The organism is Ignatzschineria sp. LJL83, from assembly GCF_054871845.1.
This window is the reverse complement of the sequence record NZ_JBTXLY010000002.1, coordinates 169,402-193,061: the sequence shown is the minus strand read 5'-3', so window position 1 is coordinate 193,061 and position 23,660 is coordinate 169,402. Positions and strand designations below refer to the sequence as shown.

The window sequence follows — 23,660 nt, the reverse complement described above, 5'->3', positions numbered from 1 at the left end:
AAACCCGGTTTTTTTTATTAAAAGGATCAAAATATGTTCTCAAAAATCTATGTTAAAAAAAATGAAATCGCTCTGGAATTTAAAAAAGGGGAATTTCAAACCATTTTAACTGCCGGCAATCATTTCTCATTTGGCAAAAAAGAGTATGAGCTGATCGATTTATCGAACCGAGTAGAAGTGAATGCAGATTTGATGGAATATCTCCTGCGCTATCGTCAAGAGATCGTTGAAAAACAGATCACACTTTTAGAAACAAAAAGTAATGAAGTTGCCATCTTTTATAAAGATGGATTGCCTTGCGAATTGATTCTTCCAAATAGTAAAAAATATTATTGGACAGATTCTCTCACAGAACAATTTGCCATTAAAACCCTCAATGAATTCGATGCGTTATCACAAGAAGATTCTAAAGAGATCTTTACGGCCGTTAATCATCCGACATTTGTCATTGATTCTTCTTACTTCTATTTAGCGCATATTCAAAAAGGCTATTTGGGGCTTCTATATCTCCATAATAAGTTGGTCGATATCATTGCCGAAGATCAATATTACATTACGCCGTCAAATTCTGAAAAAATGCGTTTAGAGATTATTAATATTGAAACGTTCCCCATGACATTTGCGCTTTCTGCGGAGTTAGAGAATGCATTTCCGGATAAAATCCACGAATTTGCCATCAGCTTACGCACTAATCAAGACGAGATCGGGCTTCATTATGAAGATGGAAATCTATTGGGGATTTATCCGCCGAATACTCATAAACTATTCTTAAAAAACATTAAGAAACAGCAGATTAAAATCGTATCTTTCAATGAAGATCGTGTAGTTGATCCGGCGTTGATTAAAGATATTGAATTATCACAATCCAAAAATATTGCCGTGATGAATTTCCAAAAGGTATTTATTACAAGACCGGTTGCGCACAGCAAAATCCTGCTAGAAATTAATGGGAAAACGGCGCACGTTTTAGATGCCGGCACCTATGGTTTCTGGAACTTTGATAATAAAGTGCAACAACATATTATCGATATGCGTGTGCAATCTATGGAAGTTACTGGTCAAGAGATTTTGACCAAAGATAAAGTGAATCTTCGTATTAATCTCGTTGCGAACTGGCAATATGTAGATGCCTTAAAAGCCGTTGAATCTTTAGAAAACCCACAAGAATTCCTCTATAAAGAGCTTCAATTTGGACTTCGTGAAGCCATTGGTACAAGAACGTTAGATGAATTATTAGAAAACAAAACGGTCATTGATGAGTTTGTACAAAATTACATTAAAGATCGTGTTCCGCAATATGGCTTTAATATCGTATCTGTGGGTGTAAAAGATATTATTCTGCCGGGAGAGATGAAAGAGATTCTCGCAAGAGTGGTAGAAGCTGAAAAATCCGCACAAGCCAATGTCATCAAACGCCGAGAAGAAACATCCGCTACAAGATCCCTTCTCAATACGGCAAAAGTAATGGAAAACAATCCTGTTGCCCTTCGCTTAAAAGAGATGGAAACCTTAGAGAAAATCTCTGAAAAGATCGAACATCTCAACGTCGTTGGCGGATTAGATCAAGTCCTTCACGGCTTAGTCAACATTCAGCCACCGAAAAAGAAAGGAATTTTGAAGGATTAACATTTCAGTTTGCGGGCGCTCAATTGTAAAAAGCATGCAAACATTACTTCCCGCCGTGAATCAGCTTTAAATCTCACGATTGAGAATTCAAGAAAACATGTTTAAAAAATCAAAAAAAATAGACATATCATGAAGGCATGTCGATTTTTTCAGTTTATTTAACACTATTTTGTTGAAACTATTTTGAAATATTACTTCATATTACTTCGAATGACGCTCATTTAATTTTGCTAACACATCTTCCCAAGCGAGATCTTGATCGTGGAGTAATACCGTTGCATGATAGAGAAGATCTGCCATTTCAGATACAACTTCATCTTTATCATGAACCGTTGCCGCGAGTGCAACTTCAACACCCTCTTCTCCGACTTTTTGTGCAATGCGTTTGGTGCCTTTTGCGTATAAAGATGCCGTATAGGATGTATTTGGATCTTCATTTTTACGGGATTCGAGGAGCTTTTCTAAACGAGAGAAGAAAACCCACGGCGCTGTTTTTGAAGCGGCTTCAAAACAGCTTGTTGTGCCTAAATGACAGGTTGGTCCAATCGGTTTTGCCAAGATTAACAGCGTATCTTGATCGCAATCTAATGTGTAATCTACCACATTTAAGAAGTTTCCGGATTCTTCGCCTTTTGTCCATAAACGCTGTTTGGTTCTTGAGAAGAACGTTACCTTATTAGTCGAAATCGTCTTTTTCAACGCTTCTTCATCCATAAATCCGAGCATCAACACTTCTGCCGTCACATAATCTTGCACGATGACCGGCAATAAGTGATCCACTTTTTGCCAATTGACGGCATTTATAATGGTATTGGGATCTTTTGCGTCGTTTTCATCAGTAATGCTCGCTTCTGAAACCATAACTTCTATTCCTTCATTTTTTAAATAATTTTTGAGTGCCGTAATATTTATAATCTGCTTATGAAATGCCGATGCGCCTAAAGTGCCATCTACATTCGCAATCAAATAAGCATCACGGAAATGCTCCATTTTGCCGGCACCGCCGGAAGCGACTAACTTCACAGTGCATACTTCACGGACCTTTTTCAATTGCTCCAGATCATATCCATCACGAACACCATCTTGATTCATCATATTGAGTACGATTTCTCCGGCACCACGGCTTTGAACTTCTGCAACCCAATCAAGCGTGCGCCATTTCGTTTTCGCTGTCGTCGCTTCATCGCCTGTGAGCGTATAGACAAAGTAATCGCCAAGCGCTTCATCATAGTAAGAATCAATGCCGACAACGATTTTTTCACTACCGAAGGTTGCCACTAATTCATTAATAAAATGGGGGTTTGCCAATGCCGGAGAATTGATGGAAATCTTATCAACGCCATTATCAAAGAGCGCTTTCGCATCTTCAATGGTTTTAATACCGCCGGCAACACAGAGCGGAATCGTGATCGCATCTTTAATGGTTTTTACCCATGTTTTATCAACCACCGTGCCTTTGCTCGATGCTGTGATATCGTAAATCACTAATTCATCGGCGCCCTCTTTTGAGTAACGCTTGGCAAGTTCTAGTGCATCGCCCATATTTTCATGATTGCGAAATTGCGTGCCTTTCACAACTTCGCCATCTTTCACATCTAAACATGCAATTATTTTTGCCAACATGAGATTGCCTCCTTCGCACTAAATTTCCCTTCAAGTAAGGCCCTGCCAACGATCACGCCGGCAACGTTCGTTGGCTCAAGCGCTTCGATATCTTGAATGGAACCAATACCGCCAGAAGATTGGAAATCAATTTCTGGGAATTTCTCGCAAAGCTCACGATATAATGCAACGTTTGAACCCGTTAACATGCCATCTTTAGAGATATCCGTGCAGAGAACGTGCTTCAAGCCATAAGGCTGATATTGTGCGATTAAATCTTCAAGAGAGGTTTCGCTTGTTTCTTGCCAACCGCTTAATGCGACTTTTTTAACGCCATCTTCAATACGAATATCGAGTGCTAAAACGATTTTTTCTCCACCAAACTCTTTAAACCATTCGATCACTTCTAAAGGCTGTTTGACTGCCGTAGAACCCACAACTACACGATCTACACCAATATTAAGAAGATTGACAATATCTTCTCTCGTACGAATTCCACCACCTACTTGAATGGGTGCACCCACCGTTTCTACAATCTCGGCAATCACTTTTAACTGACGTGCTTTGGGGTCTTTTGCGCCATCTAAATCCACTAAATGCAGATACTTTGCGCCGGCATCTACATATTCTTTAAATTGTGCAATCGGAGAGTAATCAAACGTTGTTTGGCGCGCATAATCGCCTTGCTGTAGGCGAACAACTTCGCCGTTAATCAGGTCTAAAGCTGGGATAATCATGGAGATTCCTTCTTTCGAGATCGGTGTTTTTTGTTAATTTATATTTAAGTATCAGCAGATTTTCAAATAAATATGGCTGATTCATAGCGGGAGAGACTGCTTGCATTCATTTATGAATCTCTCGCCCGCAATCATTATTGGTTCCTAATTCTCAAGCATCTATCAGAACTAAATAGAGAATTAAAACGGAAAACTACAGCATGCCTTTTGAGCTTGGTAATACATCACTTTCTACTTTTACCGCTTGGCGCAATGTTCGGCCAAATACTTTAAAGAGCGATTCGATTTTATGATGGGTATTTTTACCTTCGGCTCTCAAGTGGAGCGTGGAAGCCATTGCGTATGCTAATGATCTAAAGAAATGTGGCACCATTTCTGTGCTGAATGTGCCGATCATTTCACGGTCAAACGTCGCTTTGAAATCAATATGCGCACGCCCTGAAAGATCTAAAGTACAGAACGCACAGCACTCATCCATCGGCAATACGAACTCAAACTCATTAAAGCCAAAACGGGCAATCCCACGTTTATCGCCTAATGCCGAGCGAAGCGCTTCACCAAGCGCAATGCCGGTATCTTCTACGGTGTGATGATCATCAATTTCTAAATCGCCATCCACCGCAACATTCATTCTAAAACCGCCATGCGTTGCGATTTGATCGAGCATGTGATTGAAAAATGGAATGCCGGTTTCGATATTATTGGCGCCTGTTTCATCAAGAAACAGTTCAATTTTAATATCGGTCTCTTTCGTTTTGCGTTCAACAACGGCAACACGAGGTTCTCTACCTTCTACAACAATCCCTTTATTGATTAATCGCTCCACAATCAGATCCCAGTTCATGTTATCGCGATCATAGAGAATGCCTTCGATTCCCATATTCTGCGCTAAACCTAAATCCGTTTCACGATCGCCAATCACATAGCTATTTGCAGGATTAAAGCGTTTTTCATCTAAATAAGTTTGTACCATCCCAACTTTCGGTTTACGGCATTCGCAATTATCTTCCGTGAAATGTGGGCAAAGTAGCACATCATCAAACACAACGCCTTGTGACTCAAACGTTTCCATCATGCGTTTTTGGGGAATATCGAACTGATCTTGCGGATTACTCGGCGTTCCTAAACCATCTTGATTCGAAACAATCACAAAACGGTAACCTGCTTTTTGCAGTTCCAATAATGCCGGAATCACTTTTGGTTCAAAGATAAGTTTTTCGAGTGAATCAATCTGAAAATCTGTTTTTGGTTCATCAATCAACGTTCCGTCACGATCGATAAATAATATGTTTTGCATGATATGCCCTTTTTCCTCTATGTTTTTATAATGCTTTTATTTTATTCGTTATTCTTTTCTGTGTATCTGCTTGTTTATCTGCTTTACGCTTCAAAACGCTTCAATGCGTCGATAAGTCTTGCGTGCTCTTCCGGCAATCCTACAGAAATTCTTAAGCAGTTTTGTAATCTTGCCGAGCTTTGCGCTCTCACAAAAATGCCTTCGCTCTTCAAATACTCATAGAGTTTTGTAGCATCCGTGCATTCTACGAGTAAGAAGTTCGATTCTGTTGGATAGATCTTCGTGATAAAGGCAAATTTCGCTAACGCTTCTTGCAGATCATTTCGATCTTGTAAAATGATGTGACGTTTCTCTTTCATCCAAGCAATATTTTCTGGCAATAGTGCAACTTCAGCAGTGGCAATGGTTGTGACTGCAAGCGGATAAGGATTAATGACTCGCTTTAAAACATCAATAATCGGTTTTGAAGCGACTGTAAAACCTAAGCGGATGCCGGCAAGTGCAAAGGCTTTCGAAAGCGTTCTCACTAATGCTAAGTTTGGAAATTCTTTTACTCTTTTCGCCAAAGATTCGATTTCACTAAACTCAATATACGCTTCATCTAATACGACAATGGCACGATCTTTTGTCGCTTCCAAGATGCGCTCAACTTCTTTAATAGGAATTGTATTGCCGGTTGGGTTATTGGGGCTGCATAAAAATACCATTTTTACGCCATCCAAATTTTGTAAAATTCCATCCGTATCTAATGCAAAATCCGCAAGAAGTGGCACTTGTACCGTTTCCACTTCTAAGAGATCGCAAGTGACCTGATACATGCCAAATGTCGGAGGACAATAGAGAAGCTTATCTTCTTTCGCTTCACAAAATGCTTTGATCAAGAGCTCAATGGAAGAATCGCCGCCTAATGTGACCAAGATTTCATCTTCATCGACGCCCAAATACTCGGCATAACGCTTTACCACGGTTAATGGCTGAGATTCAGGATAACGATTCATCGGCATATCAATCGTCATCGGTAAAAAATAGGGGTTTTCGTTGGCATTAAGATAGATTTCTTGCAAACGATCATCTCGAACTTCCGCAACATACGGCTCACAATTTCGAATTGCCTCACGGCAGAGTTTCTCAGCAATAGATGCAGACATAGCTTGTTCCTTTATCAATGTTCTTAATGTTGTCAATGTAATATCAGAATAGTGTCAATGTATCAGTCATCTGATGTAACAGGGATTATGCATCTTAGTTCGCATTTTCAATCGCAGCTAAACGAACGTCTACCGCTAATTTATGCGCATCTAACCACTCTTTTTCCGCTAATAGCGCAACCGTTGGCCCTAAGTTTAAGAAGCCCTCTTTCGTTAAGGTTTGTACGGTCATTCTCTTTGAGAAATCTGCCAATCCTAAACTAGAATATGTTTTTGCATAACCATAAGTTGGTAATACGTGATTCGTACCAGATGCGTAATCCCCCATTGATTCTGGCGAATATTCGCCTAAAAAGACAGAGCCTGCATGAGAAATACGCTCTAATAAATCTCTTGGCGCTTCTGTTTGAATGATTAAATGCTCCGGCGCATAGAGATTGCTTACCATGACCGCTTCATCTAAATCATTGACTAAAATGGATCGGCTATGACCTAATGCCACTTTCGCCGTTTCTGCTCTACCTAAAATCTGCAATTGTGCTGCGATAGATTCTTCCACTTTTTCGATCAAGCTTTCTGAGTCTGTTACTAAAATCACTTGGGAATCTTCGCCATGTTCTGCTTGTGAGAGAAGATCTGCCGAGATAAAGTCAGGATTTGCATCTTTATCTGCAATCACTAGCACTTCAGAAGGTCCTGCCGGCATATCAATTGCCGCACCGTTTGCCATTTGGCTTACTTGTCTTTTCGCTTCTGTGACAAAGCTATTGCCGGGACCAAAGATTTTATCCACTTTTTTCACAGATTCAGTGCCTAAACCTAAGGCGAAAATCGCCTGCGCACCGCCCATTTGGTAGATTGTATCAATGCCGCATAATTTTGCTGCATAGATAATTTCATCGGCAAGCTTTGGAGGACTTGCGAGCACAATCTCTTTACATCCCGCAATTTTTGCCGGCACTGCAAGCATTAATACCGTTGAAAATAGTGGCGCCGTGCCACCTGGAATATAAAGCCCTACGGATTCAATCGGTCTTGTGAGCACTTCACATACAACACCTTTCTCAGTTTCTACTTCAATCGGCGCCGGAATCTGCGCTTCATGAAATTTCGCGATATTGTTATATGCACGTTGAATTGCGGTTTTAAACTCTTCTGAAAGCGTGTTTTCAACGCGTTCAAATTCACTTTGTGGAAGCTTGAGAGAATCCACCGTGACTTTATCAAACTTCTCTGTGAGCGCAATGACAGCTTTGTCGCCATTTTTCTCAACATCTTCACGAATCGCTGTTACTGCCGCTTCAATTTTACCGGCAACTGCTTGCGCTGGGCGCTTCAATGCTTGCTTTTGCGCATCATTCGATAACGACTTCCAAATAATCTTTTCCATATTCTGATTCTGCCCTAATTATTCCATCATCTTTTCAATCGGTAATACTAAGATTGAGCTTGCGCCTTTTGCTTTCAACGCTTCCATTGTTTCCCAAAAGAGTGTTTCACTGCTGACAGCGTGAAGTGCAACACGTGTTTCGTCATTGGCAAGTGGTAAAATCGTTGGGTTTTCAGCACCCGGCAATAATGCACTAATCTCTTGCAAACGATCTTTAGGTGCGTGAAGCATGATGTATTTGGATTCATTGGCTTGAATCACACTTTGAATTCTTGGCATGATTTTTGCAATCAATGCTTGTTTCTCAGGATCTAACTCGGTTGCTGTTTGAATTAAACATGCTTTTGAGCGGAAGATCACTTCTACTTCTTTTAAACCATTGGCATCTAAAGTTGCGCCTGAAGAGACTAAGTCACAAATCCCATCAGCAAGCCCTGCTCTTGGTGCCACTTCTACGGAACCTTGTAACAGAGAGCTTTTAAAGTTAATCCCTTTTTCTACAAAGAAACGATTGAGTAAATTTGGGAAAGACGTCGCAACTCTTAATCCTTCAAAATCATTCACGCCTTTATAATCCACACTTTTTGGAAGTGCTAAAGATAAACGGCAACCACCAAATGGCAAGGTTTTAAGAGTTTTATAGAGAGAATCTGTAGATTTTTCGATCCCTAAAGCTACTTCTTCCAAAACGTTTTGCCCAACGATTCCTAAATCCACAACGCCATCAAATACTAATCCCGGAATATCGTCATCACGAACGCGCAAGATATCGATCGGCATATTTTCCACATGTGCAATCAACTTGTCTTTCGTCATGTTGATCTTTAAACCACTTTTTTCAAGTAGTTTTTGCGACTCTTCACTTAAACGCCCTGATTTTTGAATTGCGATTTTTAAGCGAGTGTTTTTCATAGTGTCTGCCTCTTTCATATTGTCTTCTTTATTCTGTTTTAGGTGGTTATCGATCTGAATCGATGAATATGATTGATGAATATTGATGGAATTCTTACGTAAAGAAATAACAGCTGTTGTGTAACTCGTAAAACCTTCTCTGTCTTACTGTGGTAGTACAATATTACAATCCATTCATGATTACAACTCTAAATAAGCTTTTTTTATAAAATGATAACAAAATAGGCAATCATCGCTGATTGCCTACTTCTCAAGAGAATAACCTATCTATTTAATATTTATAAAGATATTAATATATCTGTTTCAAGATATCCTCATACTCAATATTATTTCGCTTCTTCCCAAATTTGTGGATATTTATAACCTGCGAAACGTTCTGCAGCATATGCTTTGAATTCATCAGAGTTATAAGCATCTTTGACATCTTGTAACCAAGGTGCATTCAGATCACTTGTTTTAACCGCTGCCCAGTTGATGAATACAAAACCTGGATCTGCAAAGAGCGCATCTGAAAATGGAATATTGGAGCTTGCTGCGTAGTTTCCAGGAATGACCACAAAATCCACATCCGGACGAACTCGTGGCAATTGTGGCGCTTCAATCATCACAATTTCGATGTTGTAAGGATTCTCGGCAATATCATTTTTGGTAGCTTTAAGAGAATCTGTTCCTGGTTTTAACGTAATGATATTCGCATCTACTAATAATGCTAATGAACGAGAAAAGTTACTCGGATCATTCGGCATTGCAAATTTAGCGCCTTGCGCAATATTGCTCAGATCATCTTTTTTACCGCTATAAATCCCAAGTGGCCCTGTCGGAATTTGGAATACTTCTGTTAAATCCAATTCATTTAAAGTTTTAAAGGAATTTAAATATGGCAGATGTTGGAACGTATTAATTTCAAGCGAGCCATCTGCTAATGCACGATTTGGAAGCACGTAATCTGTAAATACCACCAATTCCACGTCATAGCCTTTCTTTGCTAATTGTGGCTGAATCGAATCCGTTACCATATCTGCAAAATCGCCCACCGTTGTACCGATACGAATCTTTTTAAGATCGGCAGAATCCGCCGCTTTTTTATCATCTGAATTACAAGCCGCTAAAATACTTGTTGCGCCCAGTAATGACACAAATGCGAGTTTTTTAAAAACACCTTTCATGGTCTATTTCCTTCCTTGTTGAATGTCCGTTTCATTTCAAAATGTAAATGAAAAATAAATGAAAACGTAAATGTAAAACATCCATATAAAATATGAATGTAAGATCTTTAGATCGCAACGAATCTAACGTTTTCTTAGATTCGTTGCAGATTCATTGCGCTTCCTGATGGATGATTGTGATTTTGCTACTTCGTTGCTTCCCAAGCTTCCGGTAATTGATAACCGGCAAAACGCTCATCGGTATATGCTTTGAATTCATCTGAGTTATAAGCATCTGTCACGTCTTTTAACCATTGGCTATCACGATCTTCGCTTCGAACCGCTGACCAGTTCACAAAGGTGAAATTTGGCTCTTTAAATGCCGCATTTTGCGGATCTAAACCGGCGCTGATAGCAAAGTTACCATTGATTGCCGAGAAATCTACATCTTGCAGAGATCTTGGTAATTGTGGCGCTTCTAACGTAATAATCTTAATTTCCATTGGGTTTTCGGCAATATCATTTTGTGATGCCGTTAATGGATTCACGTTATCTTTCAGTTTAATCCAACCTAAATGATCTAAAATCACTAACACACGCGCATAGTTTGAAGGATCATTCGGCGCTGAAACCGTCATGCCTTTATATGCGCCATCCAATGTTTTTGTTTTTCCGCCATATAAACCATAAGGCGCTGTCGGCACTTGGAACGCACCTTCAATAGGGAGATTATGTTGCGCTTTGAAGCTATCTAAATACGGTTTATGTTGGAAGATATTAATATCTAACGCACCTTCCGCAAGTGCTAAGTTTGGGCGCACGTAATCTGAGAAAATCACATGTTTTACGGTATAACCTTGATCTTCAAGCATTGGACCGATTTTCTCTGTGACCATTGTGCTAAAGTCCCCAACGGTTGTACCAAAGACAATCTCTTTTTTCTCTGTCACTTCTGCTTTTTTATCATCGTTAAAACACCCTGATAGTACGAAACCACTCATAAGTACCGCGCCGGCAAGAGCGAGTTTTTTAAGAGTGTGACGTTTTTTAACTTCTACTTTCATGATTCATCCTTATATTTTTATTGATTCTTTTACTGATATTTTCAATTGATATATCGATTGATTTTAGCGATTTAACTGATTTCCGCTAACCTCAACGTTCATCTTTTATGCTCTTTATTCTGTTTTTAAACTGATTTATCTGATCTTGATTAGCCCCTGAGTTTTAATGATTTCAATCTTTTCCGGCAATCCTTCATCCAAGATTTAGCATTTAGAATTTGACTAAGGTGTTTTTGACCTCAATTTTGAACTATTTAAAACCCAAGGGATATTCAAAACAAGAAAAAGCCCGCAACATCTGTGCGGGCTTTTAACGATTTTGGTATAGAGAATGTGAGGATATATCACGTTATACGATAGAACTTCTACTCTATATCACGCTTTAGCTGTTGTGCCCGCAAGCTGTTTCAAATCGGCAACGTCAATTAAAACGATTATAGGTTAGATTGTCAATCTTTTTTAGAAATCCCAACTACGCTTACGGCGAGTCTTCGCAAAAAGTCTTGGTAAAATCGCTGAACCTAAAATAATACCACCAAGTAAAATGAGCGCGCCGGCAGTCCATTCGCTACTACGATTCACAGCTTGTAAACGTGCATTTTCTTGTTTCAATGTGGTAATTTCTACTTTTTGGACATGATCACGTTTATTGAGTTCATCATTTTCTTGAGCTAACTCTATTTCATGAGCGTTCAATGTTCGAAGCTCGATGATTTCCGCTTTCAATGCTTCATTTTCAGCTACTAATACTTCTAGCTCAAAAGAGAGTTCAGATTTTTCATCATTCAAACGCTCTCTTACTTGATTCTGTTGTGCTTTAAGTTTCTCAATATCGGCTTCTAATGCACGATTTTCATTTAAAAGAGGTTCGTAACGTGTTTTTGCCTCTTCAATATAATTTCTAGCACTTGGCTCACTCATCACATAATTTTTATGCAACCAACCCTCTTTATTTCCCTCGTAACGAATATGAATATAACCATTACGTTCAGATATTTTCTCAATAGGTTCGCCAGCATTAATCATCTTAATAATACGATAATTATCGGTAGATCCTGAACGAACCGGCGCTTGTAATGCATCACTTACGTAGAGTTGCTCAGCCATCGTGAATGACAAACCTAAAAATAGTGCTGTAGTAAGTAAGCGCTTTGTACCTTTCATAACTCGATTCACCTATTGAATTTTAATAAACGGACGATTTTGCAAAAAATCATTATACATGAAAACAGATCAAAATTTTATGAGGTTTAAATTTCCTTAAAATGACATCAATATTCCAAAAATATCACCATGATTTCCTCATTTTATTGTGAATCAAAGAATGGCACTGTCTATTTTCGTAAAAAATCTTACAATAAACATTGTACAAATTACCTATTACCTCACTCTTTATATATATATTATTTCTATTAGAAACTTCTATTAGAAAAATAACTCACTACTATTTCAGGAAGGAGAAACCAGATGAAAGTATTCATTGTTACCGGCGCATCAAAAGGAATTGGTCATGCGCTAGCAACGATTTTAGAAGCGGAAGGTCATAAAGTGCTTCGTGTTGCGAGAAGTAACCCGAGCCATCTTCCGAACCTTATGGAGCTTGATTTAACCGATAAATCCGCCAATCAGAAAATTCTCACTTGGTTGAAACCGTATTTGACGATTGCAACGGAGATTACGCTGATTAACAATGCCGGCATGATTGGGCCGATTGAACAAATTGGCGAGCTTGATACGGCGCATTTACAACAAGCGATTGCCCTTAATATCACAAGCCCGATGACGCTCAGCAATGCATTTGTCGCGCTGACGCAAGCACTTCCTATTCGGAAAAATATTGTCAATATCTCTTCCGGCGCCGGCAGAAGTGTGTATTCCGGTTGGTCTGTTTACTGCACAACGAAAGCGGCGATTGATCAATTCTCTAAGGCGCTTCATCTTGAGCAATCGACAAAACCTTATCCGATCTTCGTGACAGCGCTTGCTCCCGGCGTGATCGATACTGATATGCAAGTGGAAATTCGAAGCAGTAATGCCACAAGCTTCCCCAATATTGATCGCTTTATTGAGCTAAAAGAGAATGATCAGCTTCTCTCTCCGCATCAATCTGCCACTATGATTTTGAATTATCTCCATTCTCCATTGATGGAAAGTGGTAATCCAATTGCTGATGTTCGAAATGTGTAGTTGGTGATTCCCCTATCTCACAGATACATCAATAAATTTCAAGAATCTCTAAGAAGCGAATATAAATCAAACTTAGTCAATGGATTTCACGTCTGACCGCTTATAAAATGGACGAATTTTTCGTGCATTCTATGTAAATGGAGAGCTTATAGATAATAATTTCCGAAAAGCCATTTTAAAACGCCGATTCTTAATAAATCGGCGTTGTTATTTCTTTCATGATATCGAAGAATTTTGACTAATAACTCACTGGATACTTTAAAGGTTTATTTTGAAGGAAATGAATCGCTTCATTAACCGCATCTAATGCCATTTCCATACGAGCTTCATATGTTGCATTGCCAGCATGTGGCATTAAAACAGTATTGGGAAGTTCTGCTAATGCTTGGCTTACTTCTGGTTCAAATTCATAGACATCAAGCGCTGCTCCGGCAATTTTTTTCTGCTGTAAAGCCGTCACTAAATCTGCTTCCTTCACTAAAGGGCCTCTTGCACAATTGATAAAATACGCCGAGGGATTCATCAAGCTAAACTCTTTAAGCGTAAACATATGCTGATTATCTGCGGTTAATTCACAATTTACCGTTAGGTAATCTGCAATTTTTAGCCCTTCTTCTAACGACACACGTTGAAGATTATATTGCTTTGCAAATTCATCAGATACGGCAATAGGATCGACATAATACATTTCCATATTAAAGCCGGAAAGCATTTGTGCTACAACTTTTCCGATGCGCCCCATTCCCACGATCACAAGCTTTTTGCCATATACTTGATGTCCACCGACATATCCCGTTACTTGCCAGCCTTTAAAAGCATGCGCTCGCATTAGTTCATTTCCTGCCAATATTTGACGAGAAAGTGATAATAGCAAGGTGACCGTTTCTTCGGCTGTGGAAGCGATTGAATCAATGGTCGGCGCATTTGTGATTTGTAAACCTTTCAGTTTTGCTGCTTGTAGGTCAATATTGCTATAACCATCTCCGACATTCGCAATGAGCTTCAAACTTGGAGAATTATTAATAATATTGGCGTTAATCGTGACATTAATCCCGCAAATAAGAACTGTTTTTTCTTGCAAACGCTCAATCAGTTCTGCATCTGTAAGTGCCGTTAAAGAATCCCAATAATCAAACTCGATGCCAGCTTGAGTTAACTGATCTAACGCTTCTTGTGGCAATTTACTCGCAATAAAAACTTGTGTCATCTTTATTCTCCTATCGATACATAGAAATACTAAAATGTATAAAAAAACACAATAGCAGTTATTAATTTACAAACAAACTATTCTAAAGGATATGGGTATTTATTCTTCATTAACCATTATGGTTATTTTCATTAATCAAATAGAGATATAAATAGATAAATCCTAAAATATGCAATTACAGCTTCTTAAATCGATTCCTATACAATCATGCCACACAATACCCAAAGGAGAACTACATCAAAAATGAAAATTATTACAAGTAAAAATTTTACAGCAGACAAAGCCTGGTCTGCTCTTAATATTGCAAATCTCAATGGTACAACCGTAAGGCTACATTGGACGGATAAGCCGTACAAGTGGCACGTTAATGATGGCGAAGAGGTTTTTGCGGTCATGGATGGCATTGTAGAAATGCATTACAAAGAAGACGGCTTAATTAAAACGGTCATTCTCAATACGGGAGATATCTTTTATGCCAGCATTGGTACTGAGCATGTTGCTCATCCTCAAGGCGAAGCTCGAGTATTGGTTATTGAAAAAGAAGGTTCTGTGTAGCTGTTTTCAACTTATTCAGATGATATTAAAAAGATATTCAAAAGATTAAAAAGGATAATGACTTTTTAATCATTGTCCTTTACTCAAAGCTCTTAATCTAGATATTTAGATATTTCCTAGATACTTTCTAATGCCGGCATGGTCGGCACGACTTTTTTAAATCCTTTTGTGAGAAATAGTAGGTATATAATCCCTATTGAGAACCAAATGAATCCTAATAAAAGCGAGTAGCTATCAAGGTTTATAAATAGCCAAATATCTAATACAGCACCGATCAGTGGCAGTAAAAATAGCAGAAAAATCGCTTTCAGACTTCGGTTTTTCTCTTTAAAAAAGAGCACCATTACAGAGATATTTACCATAATGAAAGCAATAAAAGCCCCAAAATTAATGATAGATGCCACTAATCCTAAACTCAAAAATGTTGCTGAAATAGAGATGATTCCTATTAATAGGATATTGAAAATGGGCGTTTTATATTTTGGATGTAACATTCCGAAAATACGATTGGGGAGCTGACCATCTCTGCCCATTGCAAAAAGAATACGAGAACCACTCGCTTGAGATGCCAGCGCAGATCCGACATTTCCTAATGCAAAAATCGTTAGGAAAATGGCATATAACAGATTCCCGCCCACTACTTTAATCACACTGCCGGAAGCCGCATCTAAATCTGGAAATGTTGTGTAATCTGGCCAGACTTGATACGCAAAATAAGAGACCGCAATAAAGATCACGCCACCAATAAACGTTACTAAGAAAATGGCTCTTGGAATCATTTTTTGGGGATTCTCCACTTCTTCTGCAAATGCCGTCACAGAATCAAATCCTAAGAAAGAGAAACAGAGAAGTGATGCGCCGGCAATAATATATTTCCAAGGATTTTCGACCTCAAAATGAATGATCGGATCCATATTCGCCAAAATGCCGGTGCCAACGCCGGAATGCACGGAATTGATAGACATCACGGTAAAGAGAATCGCAAATAAAATGGAGGCAACGACAATAATCAAGTTTGCGGTCACGGCAACCTTCACGCCTCGCAAGTTAATAACCGTCACAATTACTAATAACGTCATAATAAATACCCATTGAGGGATTACCGGAAAAGCATCGTGAAAGAAGATACCAAACAGCATGAAATTGACCATGGGAATAAAGAGATAATCCATCATAACGGCCCAACCCACTAAAAATCCGGCGTTAGGATGGATGACCTTTTGAACATAACTATACGCAGAACCTGTCATGGGATATCGCTTTGCTAGCACACTATAACTATATGCCGTAAATAGCATCACAATCATCGCCAAAATATAAGCTCCGACAATCATGCCTTGAGAAATACTTGATGCGATTCCAAAAGTACTGAAAACTGTTGTAAGCGCCATAAATGCCAGACCAAAAAGAACCACAGACCAAAGAGAGAGCGATTTTGTGAACTTATTGCGGTCTAAACTGCTATTTCTTTCCATGAAAGGTTCCTAAACGTATCAAAAAATAAATCTGGTCATATCAAAATATCAAGCACCTATCATATCCCATATTGCAATAACCGTTGAATCCATCAACGCCTAAAATTCATAAAAACTCGAGAATAAAAAAGTCCAAAGATTATGATGATCTTTGGACTTTTTGGTCTTATACGTTTTTTCTAAAGTTTTTTAGATTGAGAACAATCTTTTAGAGCGCTTTACGATCTCTATTTTCTAAGAGCTCTTGAAGCTTTTCATTCTTTTGAACGCGAATATCTACGCCTTTGACGAAGTAGATAATAAACTCACAAATATTTTGACAGCGATCGCCAATTCTCTCTAAAGAACGTGCACAGTTCATCGCCGTTAAAATAGACGGAATCGTGCGTGGATCTTCCATCATATAGGTCATGAGCTGACGAATAATGTTGTCATATTCGCTATCGATCTTGTCATCTTCAGGATAGATCGTCAGAACTGCTTCTAAATCCATTCTTGCGAAGGAATCGAGCACTTTTTCAAAGAACACCAAGCTACGATTGGCAAGAGATTCAAGGGATACCAAAATCGAAGAGTGATTCTCCGGCAATGGTGTAAATGCCATTTTTGCAATGTTTCTTGCGGTATCCGCAATACGCTCTAACTCGGCAATTGTTTTGATAATCACCACCAAAAGACGCAAATCGCTCGCCGTTGGCTGACGTTTGGCTATGATCATGATACAAAGCTCATTAATCTCAACTTCAAGCTCGTTAATGACTTCATCTCGTTCGATAATTTCCCGTGCTAGAACTTCATCTTGGTTCATCATCGCTTTAATCGAATCTCGTATTTGACGTTCCGTTAAACCGCCCATTTCAAGCACTTTACTCATGGATCTTTCAAGCTCAGCATTAAATTGTGCTGAAATATGACTATTGAAATCTAGCTTTTTCATACCAGGAATTCCTTTATTTTTATCATTATTCATTTATAGTTTTTAGAATATTTCTTTGAGAGCATTTCTTTGAAAATATCATCTAAAGAAGCTTAACCATAACGCCCTGTAATGTAATCTTCAGTCTGCTTATTGCTCGGCTTTGTGAAGATCGTATCGGTGTCATCAAACTCAATCAGATCGCCTAAATACATAAATGCCGTCTTATCCGAACAACGTGCTGCTTGTTGCATATTATGCGTGACCATCACGATGGTGTAATCTTCTTTGAGCTCGAAGATGAGCTCTTCAATTTTGCCGGTAGAAATCGGGTCAAGTGCTGAACATGGTTCATCCATGAGCAGAATTTCAGGGCGAATCGCAATCGCTCTGGCAATACTCAAACGTTGTTGCTGACCGCCGGAAAGATTTGTGCCGTGATCATGAAGTTTATCGCGAGTTTCCGTCCAAAGTGCCGCTTTTGTGAGCGCCCACTCTACCCTTGCATCCATATCCGCGCGGGATAAGTTTTCAAATAACTTCACGCCAAAAGCAATATTGTCATAAATCGACATGGGGAATGGCGTTGGTTTTTGGAAAACCATGCCGACATTCGCGCGAAGAAGTGCCACATCTTGCTTGGAAGTAAGGATATTTTCATTGTTGATGATGATCTCGCCTTCCGCACGTTGCTCAGGATAGAGTTCAAACATCTTATTAAACGTGCGAAGCAGTGTCGATTTACCGCAACCAGATGGACCGATAAATGCCGTCACTTGATTCTCTGGAATATCGAGCGTGATGTTGTGTAGCGCATGGAACTTTTGATAGTAAAAGTTTAAATCTTTTACGCTAATTTTTGCGTTATATGTTTTTTTGACTTCTGGCTGACGATTGGCAACTTGTGCAAATGCATCTTTTGATTCGATATTTTGGGTGTTATCTAAATTCATTCTATATTCCTACTTGAGTTTAGAAATTCTCTCGCGACATGAGGGAATAAATCTGGTGATAGCTTAATAAAACTTTGTAACAAGAAGATGACAAACCGAAGATTCAGGTTCTGGAATTCAGGCTCTAACGTTCTGATTCTAGGATTGTCATCTCCTTTTTCGATATGGAAGGAGATTGAAGGATATTGGTCAGAAAATCTATCGTTATTCTACGCTTTTCATGATCTTCTTATCCTTCTTATCTTCGCATTATTCCTTGTTACTAATCATGCTTACTATTGGATTTAAAGAATACTCGAACAATGATGTTGAGCGCTAAAATCGCCATGGTAATAAAGAATACGCCTGCCCAAGCAAGTGCTTGTAAGTTGCTGTCCGGCGTCATTGCGAAGTTATAGATGGTGACCGGCAAGCTTGCCATGGGTTCCATTACATTCGTGCTCCAGAATTGATTCGAAAGCGTTGTGAAGAGTAATGGTGCTGTTTCCCCTGAAATCCTTGCAACGGCTAATAAAATTCCTGTCATGATGCCTGAAAGCGATGATTTTAACGTAATGCGTAAAATGATCTTCCATTTTGGCGTGCCAAGGGCATATGCCGCTTCCCTTAAAGTGTTTGGCACAAGCAGAAGCATATTTTCTGTGGTACGAATCACAATCGGAATTTGAATGAGAGCTAGCGCAATAATGCCGGCAATTGCAGAGTAATGCCCCATTCTCACAACCACAACGGTATATACGAACAAACCAATCACAATCGATGGCGCTGAAAGGAGAATATCGTTAATAAAACGAATCACCGCTGAGAGCTTTCCAGCAGCGTTATATTCCGCTAAGTAAACGCCGGCAAGAATGCCGAGCGGCGTTCCGATCACCGTTGCCCAGAGGATTAAAATTCCACTTCCCACAATCGCATTAAGTAATCCACCGCCTTCGCTATTTGGCGGCGGTGTCATTTCTGTAAAGAATTGCAGAGAAATGCCGCCCATTCCTTTGGTGGCCGTTGTCCAGAGAATCCAAATGAGCCAGAAAAGTCCAAATGCCATTGCCGCAAGTGAGAGCGAAATTGCCACTTGGTTAATCATCTTCCGGCGATGCTGTTTCTTTCTTCTGCCGGCAATGATTGCCATTTTTTCAGCGTTCATCGTTGATTGAGATTGAGTCATATTAGAAGTCGTCATTATGCACGCCCCTGTTTCATAAATACTTTAGAGATCGCAAGTACGATAAAGGTAATAATAAAGAGCAATAATCCAAGCTCCATTAACGCTGCCGTATGAAGCTCACTAGAAGCTTCAGCAAATTCATTGGCAAGTGAAGAAGTAATACTATTTCCCGGAGCAAAGAGTGAGAAGCTATCAAATTGATAAGTATTTCCAATCACAAATGTCACTGCCATTGTTTCCCCAAGCGCGCGGCCCAGTCCAAGCATAACGCCGCCGAAAACCCCTTTTTTCGTATATGGCAAAATCACTTTCCAAATCACTTCCCAAGTGGTTGCACCTAAACCGTACGCTGATTCCTTCATGATTCTCGGCGTTCTTTCAAACACATCTCGCATCACAGAAGCGATATAAGGAATAATCATAATGGCTAAAATAATGCCGGCAGTTAAGATCCCGATTCCAAAAGCGTAGCCTGAAAAGAGCTCATCAAGAATCGGAATATTCTGACTAAATTCAATTAACGGTTTTTGGAAGTATTTCGCAAAAAGTGGTGCAAAGACAAACAATCCCCACATGCCGTAAACAATACTTGGAATTGCCGCTAATAATTCTATGGCAACCCCAATTGGGCGGCGAAGCCAAGGCGGTGACAGTTCTGTAAGGAAAATCGCGATCCCAAAACTCACAGGAACCGCAATCACAAGTGCAATGACAGATGTAATAATGGTGCCGTAAATTGGAACGAGCGCACCAAATTGATCCATGGGCGCATCCCACTCTTTCTCCCAAAGGAAACGTAGACCAAATTCTTTAATACTCGGCAAGGACGCAATGATCAGCGAAAGCATAATGCCGGATAAGAGAATAAGAACAAAAATTGCCGCAGATTTCACGCTGAGCGCAAAGATCGTATCGGGAATTGCAGATTGTGGGTTTTTAATACTTTTCATTAAATCTCTTCTTTTAAAGTCTAATTTAGAGTCTGATTTTGAAGTGATATTTCTTGAGTAACACTTACTATTTTTTAATGATGGTGACTGAATTTCCGGATAAATATTGAAAAATCGTCACCCTCATTTTATGCCGAAAACCCAACCGAGAGTGACTGGCTCAACGATTGGGTTTAGGGACTAAATGGCTCTTGCTTTGCAGAGCATCATTCTATTTTATCTCAAGGTCTGATTTCAAAGACGATTGGATAATTTGTACAACATTTTCTGGTAATGGCGCGTAATCAAGACCTGTTACAATCTCTTGACCTTGCTTACCAAAGCCCCAGTTGAAGAAGTTTACGATCTCGTTCGCAACTGCTGGTTTATTTTGCTCTTTGTGAAGCAAGATAAAAGTTGTTGCCGCTAAAGGCCATGCGTTCACACCTGGTTTATCTGTTAAGTCTTGCGCAAAAGATTCTGTCCATTTCACTTCTTTTGCAGCAGCACTGAATGAATCAATCCCTGGGCTTACGATTTCGCCATCTTTAGAGATTAATTTTGTGTAGCTAAGGTTATTCTGTTTTGCATAAGCATATTCAACATAACCGATTGATCCTTCGATACGTTGAACGAATGCTGTTACGCCATCATTCCCTTTACCACCGATTCCGATTGGCCAGTTCACTGTTGAACCGCTTCCTACATTTTTGCTCCACTCATCATTCACTTTTGCAAGATAACCTGTGAAGATAAATGAGGTACCTGAACCGTCTGCACGACGAACTACCGAGATTGCTTGATCAGGAAGCGCTAAGTTTGGATTCAATTTTGCAATTGCAGGATCATTCCACTTTTTAACTTTACCTAAGTAGATATCACCAAGTGTTTCACCATCAAGCACTAATTCATTCGTTTTAATGCCTTCCACATTCACCGCTAATACCACGCCACCGATGAGTGTTGGGAATTGGATAAGACCTTTCTCTGCTAATTGCTCATCTGTTAAAGGCGCATCGGATGCACCGAAATCTACTGTACGAGCATCAATTTGCTTCACGCCTGCTGATGAACCGATTGATTGGTAGTTAATGCGATTTCCTGTTTCTTTCGCATAATCAGCTGCCCATTTTGCATATACTGGCGCTGGGAATGAAGCTCCGGCACCTGTTACAGATACGGAATCTTGCGCCATTGCTGTACCGCTGATTGCTAAACCAAGGGTCACTGCTGAAGTTAATTTTACGATTTTGCTCGTGATAGTTTTCATAATAGAAATGCTCCTAAGTGTACAAAGTTAAAATGGTTTTAAAGTTCATGATTTAAGGAGACGGGGCTGAATGTTGTACCCTCATTCCCGTGACTGAAGCTAGTATATAAACCGATTATGACAATGATGTAACAAAGGAGAAACATTCTATAATTTTATTGAATCAATCTATTTTATCTAAAAATTTATGAGGCAAGATCCATTTCAATATTATCGAGAAGCCTTGTATTACCCACCTTTGCGGCAACTAGGATAATAAGATTTCGATCTTTCTCTGTTGCGAGTTTTAATAACGATTGTTCCCTTATAGTGAGATAATCCACCTCAAAACCACTCGTTTGTAACAATTGTGACATCTTATTTTCTAACGCTTGATACTTTTGTGACACCATTTCTACCGTGGATTGATCTTGAGATTGATGAATATTCTGATGAATCGCTTCAATCTCCGCTTTCATCGCTTGTAAGGTTTGTGATAATTGCAAAGCATGGTTTTTCTCAGCATCGCTTAAATAGCCATTACGACTTGAAAGCGCTAACCCAGCCGCACTTCGCTCAATATCTACCGGTACAATTTGAATATTGAAGTTCAAGGCTTTCACCATTGCTTCTAGCACTTTAAGCTGCTGATAATCTTTCTTTCCAAAACAAGCAACTGTCGGATTCACAATATTAAAGAGCTTCGCCACAACCGTTGCAACGCCCTCAAAATGCCCGGGTCTATCTTTTCCGCATAAATCTGCGATCAAAGATTTTGGTGGCACAATGATAAACGGCTCATCTTCCCCATATAAAATCTCAGCAGTTGGCAAAAAGAGCGCTGAAACGCCGGCATTTGTGAGCTTTTCAATATCGACATCAATGGTTCTAGGATAGTTCTCTAGATCTTCGCCTTCCCCAAATTGAAGGGGATTGACAAAAATAGAAACAATCACGCTTGGTGCGCAACTGTGCGCTTTCGCCACAAGGGAGAGATGTCCTTCATGCAAGTTTCCCATCGTTGGCACAAATGCCACGTCCGATTGCGCATCTCTCCAAGCTCTTACTTCTTCAACAGTTTTTAAAATTTCCACAATGATTACCTTTTTTAAATCCTTTTAATATTCTGTTCATTTTAATCTAGTCATTTTGAATCATGTCGTCTGATTCTAGCTTTCTAAAGACACAAAAAAGGGATCTTTCAATCCCTTTTCCAAACGCCTTCTTTAAAATTTCTTCACTTAAAAGCTTTCCGCTTCTGAAGGGAAAATGCCGGCTTTTACTTGAATCACATAAGTTCTAAAAGCGCCTTGAATCGAAGCGCTTCCAAGTTTTGCACTTTCTGCGAGAAAGTTTTTCACAAATTTCGGAGAAACAGTACCTTTAATACCGAGCATATCGTGCATGACGAGCACTTGCCCATCTGTTTGTGCGCCAGCGCCAATCCCTATCACAGGAACAGAAAGTGCAACACTAAGCGCTTCGCCCACTTCTGTTGGCACACATTCCACCACGACTAATTGTGCGCCTGCCACTTGATGCGCTCTGCCATCTTCAATGAGTTTTGCCGCCATCTGTAATTCTCTTCCCTTTACAGAATATCCGCCATTAATATGCACAGATTGTGGTAAAAGACCAATATGAGCACAGACAGGAATTCCTCTCTCTGTTATGAATTGAGTAATTTCAGCGCTCTCTTTACCACCTTCAAGCTTCACCATTTCAGCACCCGCTTTCATCAAACGGCTTGCCGCATGAAATGCTTCCTCTTTTGAAGCTTCGTAACTTCCAAATGGTAAATCAGCAATAATGAGCGTTGATTGGTTTGCCCTTACCACATTTTCCGTATGGTAAATCATCTCCTCCAATGATACCGGCAATGTTGTTGAATGCCCTTGCACAACCATTCCTAATGAATCTCCCACCAAGACCACTTCTACACCCGCTAGATTCATCTCCTTCATAAAACTTGCATCGTAACAAGTGAGCATTGAAATTTTCTCTCCCGAGTGTTTCATTGCTTGAAGGTCTGTGACCCTAATTTTCTGCATATACGTATTCCCTAAATTCAGTTAGTTTTAGCGCTTTCATTATTGAAAATAG

General features: G+C 39.5%; 21 protein-coding genes and 1 pseudogene. 3 read left to right on the top strand and 19 right to left on the bottom strand.

Annotation, left to right across the window (positions count from 1 at the left end; translation table 11 throughout):
- The first annotated feature begins 33 nt into the window (after positions 1-33).
- Positions 34-1,626: a slipin family protein gene (locus ACYSN2_RS02685; RefSeq protein ID WP_461748720.1), complete on the top strand. Its 1,593-nt coding sequence runs from the start codon at positions 34-36 to the stop codon at positions 1,624-1,626.
- A gap of 201 nt (positions 1,627-1,827) precedes the next feature.
- Here the strand turns inward: ACYSN2_RS02685 and hisIE are convergent, their stop codons facing one another.
- The 10 genes and pseudogenes from hisIE to ACYSN2_RS02635 all read right to left on the bottom strand — a co-directional run bounded on the left by hisIE (position 1,828) and on the right by ACYSN2_RS02635 (position 12,085).
- On the bottom strand, positions 1,828-2,487 hold the full coding sequence (gene hisIE / locus ACYSN2_RS02680) for a bifunctional phosphoribosyl-AMP cyclohydrolase/phosphoribosyl-ATP diphosphatase HisIE (protein ID WP_461748746.1): 660 nt from the start codon (positions 2,485-2,487) through the stop codon (positions 1,828-1,830).
- Positions 2,488-3,249: pseudogene (hisF, locus tag ACYSN2_RS02675) on the bottom strand (imidazole glycerol phosphate synthase subunit HisF); the annotation flags it as partial.
- A complete protein-coding gene (hisA, locus tag ACYSN2_RS02670) occupies positions 3,234-3,965 on the bottom strand; it encodes a 1-(5-phosphoribosyl)-5-[(5-phosphoribosylamino)methylideneamino]imidazole-4-carboxamide isomerase (protein ID WP_461748719.1) in 732 nt (243 codons plus the stop codon). The pseudogene hisF and the gene hisA, both read right to left, overlap by 16 nt.
- Before the next feature lie 193 nt (positions 3,966-4,158).
- Positions 4,159-5,262: a bifunctional histidinol-phosphatase/imidazoleglycerol-phosphate dehydratase HisB gene (gene hisB, locus ACYSN2_RS02665; protein WP_461748718.1), complete on the bottom strand. Its 1,104-nt coding sequence runs from the start codon at positions 5,260-5,262 to the stop codon at positions 4,159-4,161.
- An 83-nt stretch (positions 5,263-5,345) separates the two neighbouring features.
- Positions 5,346-6,410, bottom strand: coding sequence for a histidinol-phosphate transaminase (hisC, locus tag ACYSN2_RS02660; protein ID WP_461748717.1), 1,065 nt, complete (start codon positions 6,408-6,410; stop codon positions 5,346-5,348).
- A 94-nt stretch (positions 6,411-6,504) separates the two neighbouring features.
- Positions 6,505-7,800: a histidinol dehydrogenase gene (gene hisD, locus ACYSN2_RS02655; protein ID WP_461748716.1), complete on the bottom strand. Its 1,296-nt coding sequence runs from the start codon at positions 7,798-7,800 to the stop codon at positions 6,505-6,507.
- Positions 7,801-7,818: 18 nt separating this feature from the next.
- Positions 7,819-8,712: an ATP phosphoribosyltransferase gene (gene hisG, locus ACYSN2_RS02650; RefSeq protein WP_461748715.1), complete on the bottom strand. Its 894-nt coding sequence runs from the start codon at positions 8,710-8,712 to the stop codon at positions 7,819-7,821.
- A gap of 326 nt (positions 8,713-9,038) precedes the next feature.
- Positions 9,039-9,878, bottom strand: coding sequence for a MetQ/NlpA family ABC transporter substrate-binding protein (locus ACYSN2_RS02645; RefSeq protein ID WP_461748714.1), 840 nt, complete (start codon positions 9,876-9,878; stop codon positions 9,039-9,041).
- 185 nt (positions 9,879-10,063) lie between these two features.
- The gene (locus ACYSN2_RS02640) at positions 10,064-10,858 is read right to left on the bottom strand and encodes a MetQ/NlpA family ABC transporter substrate-binding protein (RefSeq protein ID WP_461748745.1); all 795 of its coding nucleotides are present in this window, start codon (positions 10,856-10,858) and stop codon (positions 10,064-10,066) included.
- Between the two features lie 522 nt (positions 10,859-11,380).
- Positions 11,381-12,085: a TIGR04211 family SH3 domain-containing protein gene (locus ACYSN2_RS02635; RefSeq protein WP_461748713.1), complete on the bottom strand. Its 705-nt coding sequence runs from the start codon at positions 12,083-12,085 to the stop codon at positions 11,381-11,383.
- A gap of 303 nt (positions 12,086-12,388) precedes the next feature.
- On the opposite strand from ACYSN2_RS02635, the gene ACYSN2_RS02630 reads away from it, so the two are divergent.
- Positions 12,389-13,108, top strand: coding sequence for an SDR family NAD(P)-dependent oxidoreductase (locus ACYSN2_RS02630; RefSeq protein WP_461748712.1), 720 nt, complete (start codon positions 12,389-12,391; stop codon positions 13,106-13,108).
- A gap of 238 nt (positions 13,109-13,346) precedes the next feature.
- Here the strand turns inward: ACYSN2_RS02630 and ACYSN2_RS02625 are convergent, their stop codons facing one another.
- Entirely contained in the window at positions 13,347-14,315 is a 969-nt protein-coding gene (locus ACYSN2_RS02625; protein ID WP_461748711.1) for an NAD(P)-dependent oxidoreductase, read from the bottom strand.
- 243 nt (positions 14,316-14,558) lie between these two features.
- On the opposite strand from ACYSN2_RS02625, the gene ACYSN2_RS02620 reads away from it, so the two are divergent.
- Positions 14,559-14,870, top strand: coding sequence for a cupin domain-containing protein (locus tag ACYSN2_RS02620; protein WP_461748710.1), 312 nt, complete (start codon positions 14,559-14,561; stop codon positions 14,868-14,870).
- A 116-nt stretch (positions 14,871-14,986) separates the two neighbouring features.
- Here the strand turns inward: ACYSN2_RS02620 and ACYSN2_RS02615 are convergent, their stop codons facing one another.
- The 8 genes from ACYSN2_RS02615 to panB all read right to left on the bottom strand — a co-directional run bounded on the left by ACYSN2_RS02615 (position 14,987) and on the right by panB (position 23,608).
- The gene (locus ACYSN2_RS02615; RefSeq protein WP_461748709.1) at positions 14,987-16,345 is read right to left on the bottom strand and encodes an APC family permease; all 1,359 of its coding nucleotides are present in this window, start codon (positions 16,343-16,345) and stop codon (positions 14,987-14,989) included.
- A gap of 208 nt (positions 16,346-16,553) precedes the next feature.
- The gene (phoU, locus tag ACYSN2_RS02610; RefSeq protein WP_461748708.1) at positions 16,554-17,282 is read right to left on the bottom strand and encodes a phosphate signaling complex protein PhoU; all 729 of its coding nucleotides are present in this window, start codon (positions 17,280-17,282) and stop codon (positions 16,554-16,556) included.
- Between the two features lie 92 nt (positions 17,283-17,374).
- Positions 17,375-18,214: a phosphate ABC transporter ATP-binding protein PstB gene (gene pstB, locus ACYSN2_RS02605; RefSeq protein ID WP_461748707.1), complete on the bottom strand. Its 840-nt coding sequence runs from the start codon at positions 18,212-18,214 to the stop codon at positions 17,375-17,377.
- A gap of 262 nt (positions 18,215-18,476) precedes the next feature.
- Positions 18,477-19,358 carry a phosphate ABC transporter permease PstA gene (gene pstA, locus ACYSN2_RS02600; protein ID WP_461748744.1) on the bottom strand — a complete coding sequence of 294 codons (882 nt, stop codon included), beginning with the start codon at positions 19,356-19,358 and terminating at the stop codon, positions 18,477-18,479.
- Between the two features lie 35 nt (positions 19,359-19,393).
- A complete protein-coding gene (pstC, locus tag ACYSN2_RS02595) occupies positions 19,394-20,329 on the bottom strand; it encodes a phosphate ABC transporter permease PstC (RefSeq protein ID WP_461748706.1) in 936 nt (311 codons plus the stop codon).
- A gap of 211 nt (positions 20,330-20,540) precedes the next feature.
- Positions 20,541-21,578: a phosphate ABC transporter substrate-binding protein PstS gene (gene pstS / locus ACYSN2_RS02590; RefSeq protein ID WP_461748705.1), complete on the bottom strand. Its 1,038-nt coding sequence runs from the start codon at positions 21,576-21,578 to the stop codon at positions 20,541-20,543.
- A gap of 185 nt (positions 21,579-21,763) precedes the next feature.
- Positions 21,764-22,651, bottom strand: coding sequence for a pantoate--beta-alanine ligase (gene panC, locus ACYSN2_RS02585; RefSeq protein WP_461748704.1), 888 nt, complete (start codon positions 22,649-22,651; stop codon positions 21,764-21,766).
- Positions 22,652-22,798: 147 nt separating this feature from the next.
- Entirely contained in the window at positions 22,799-23,608 is an 810-nt protein-coding gene (gene panB, locus ACYSN2_RS02580; protein ID WP_461748703.1) for a 3-methyl-2-oxobutanoate hydroxymethyltransferase, read from the bottom strand.
- Between the last annotated feature and the right edge of the window lie 52 nt (positions 23,609-23,660).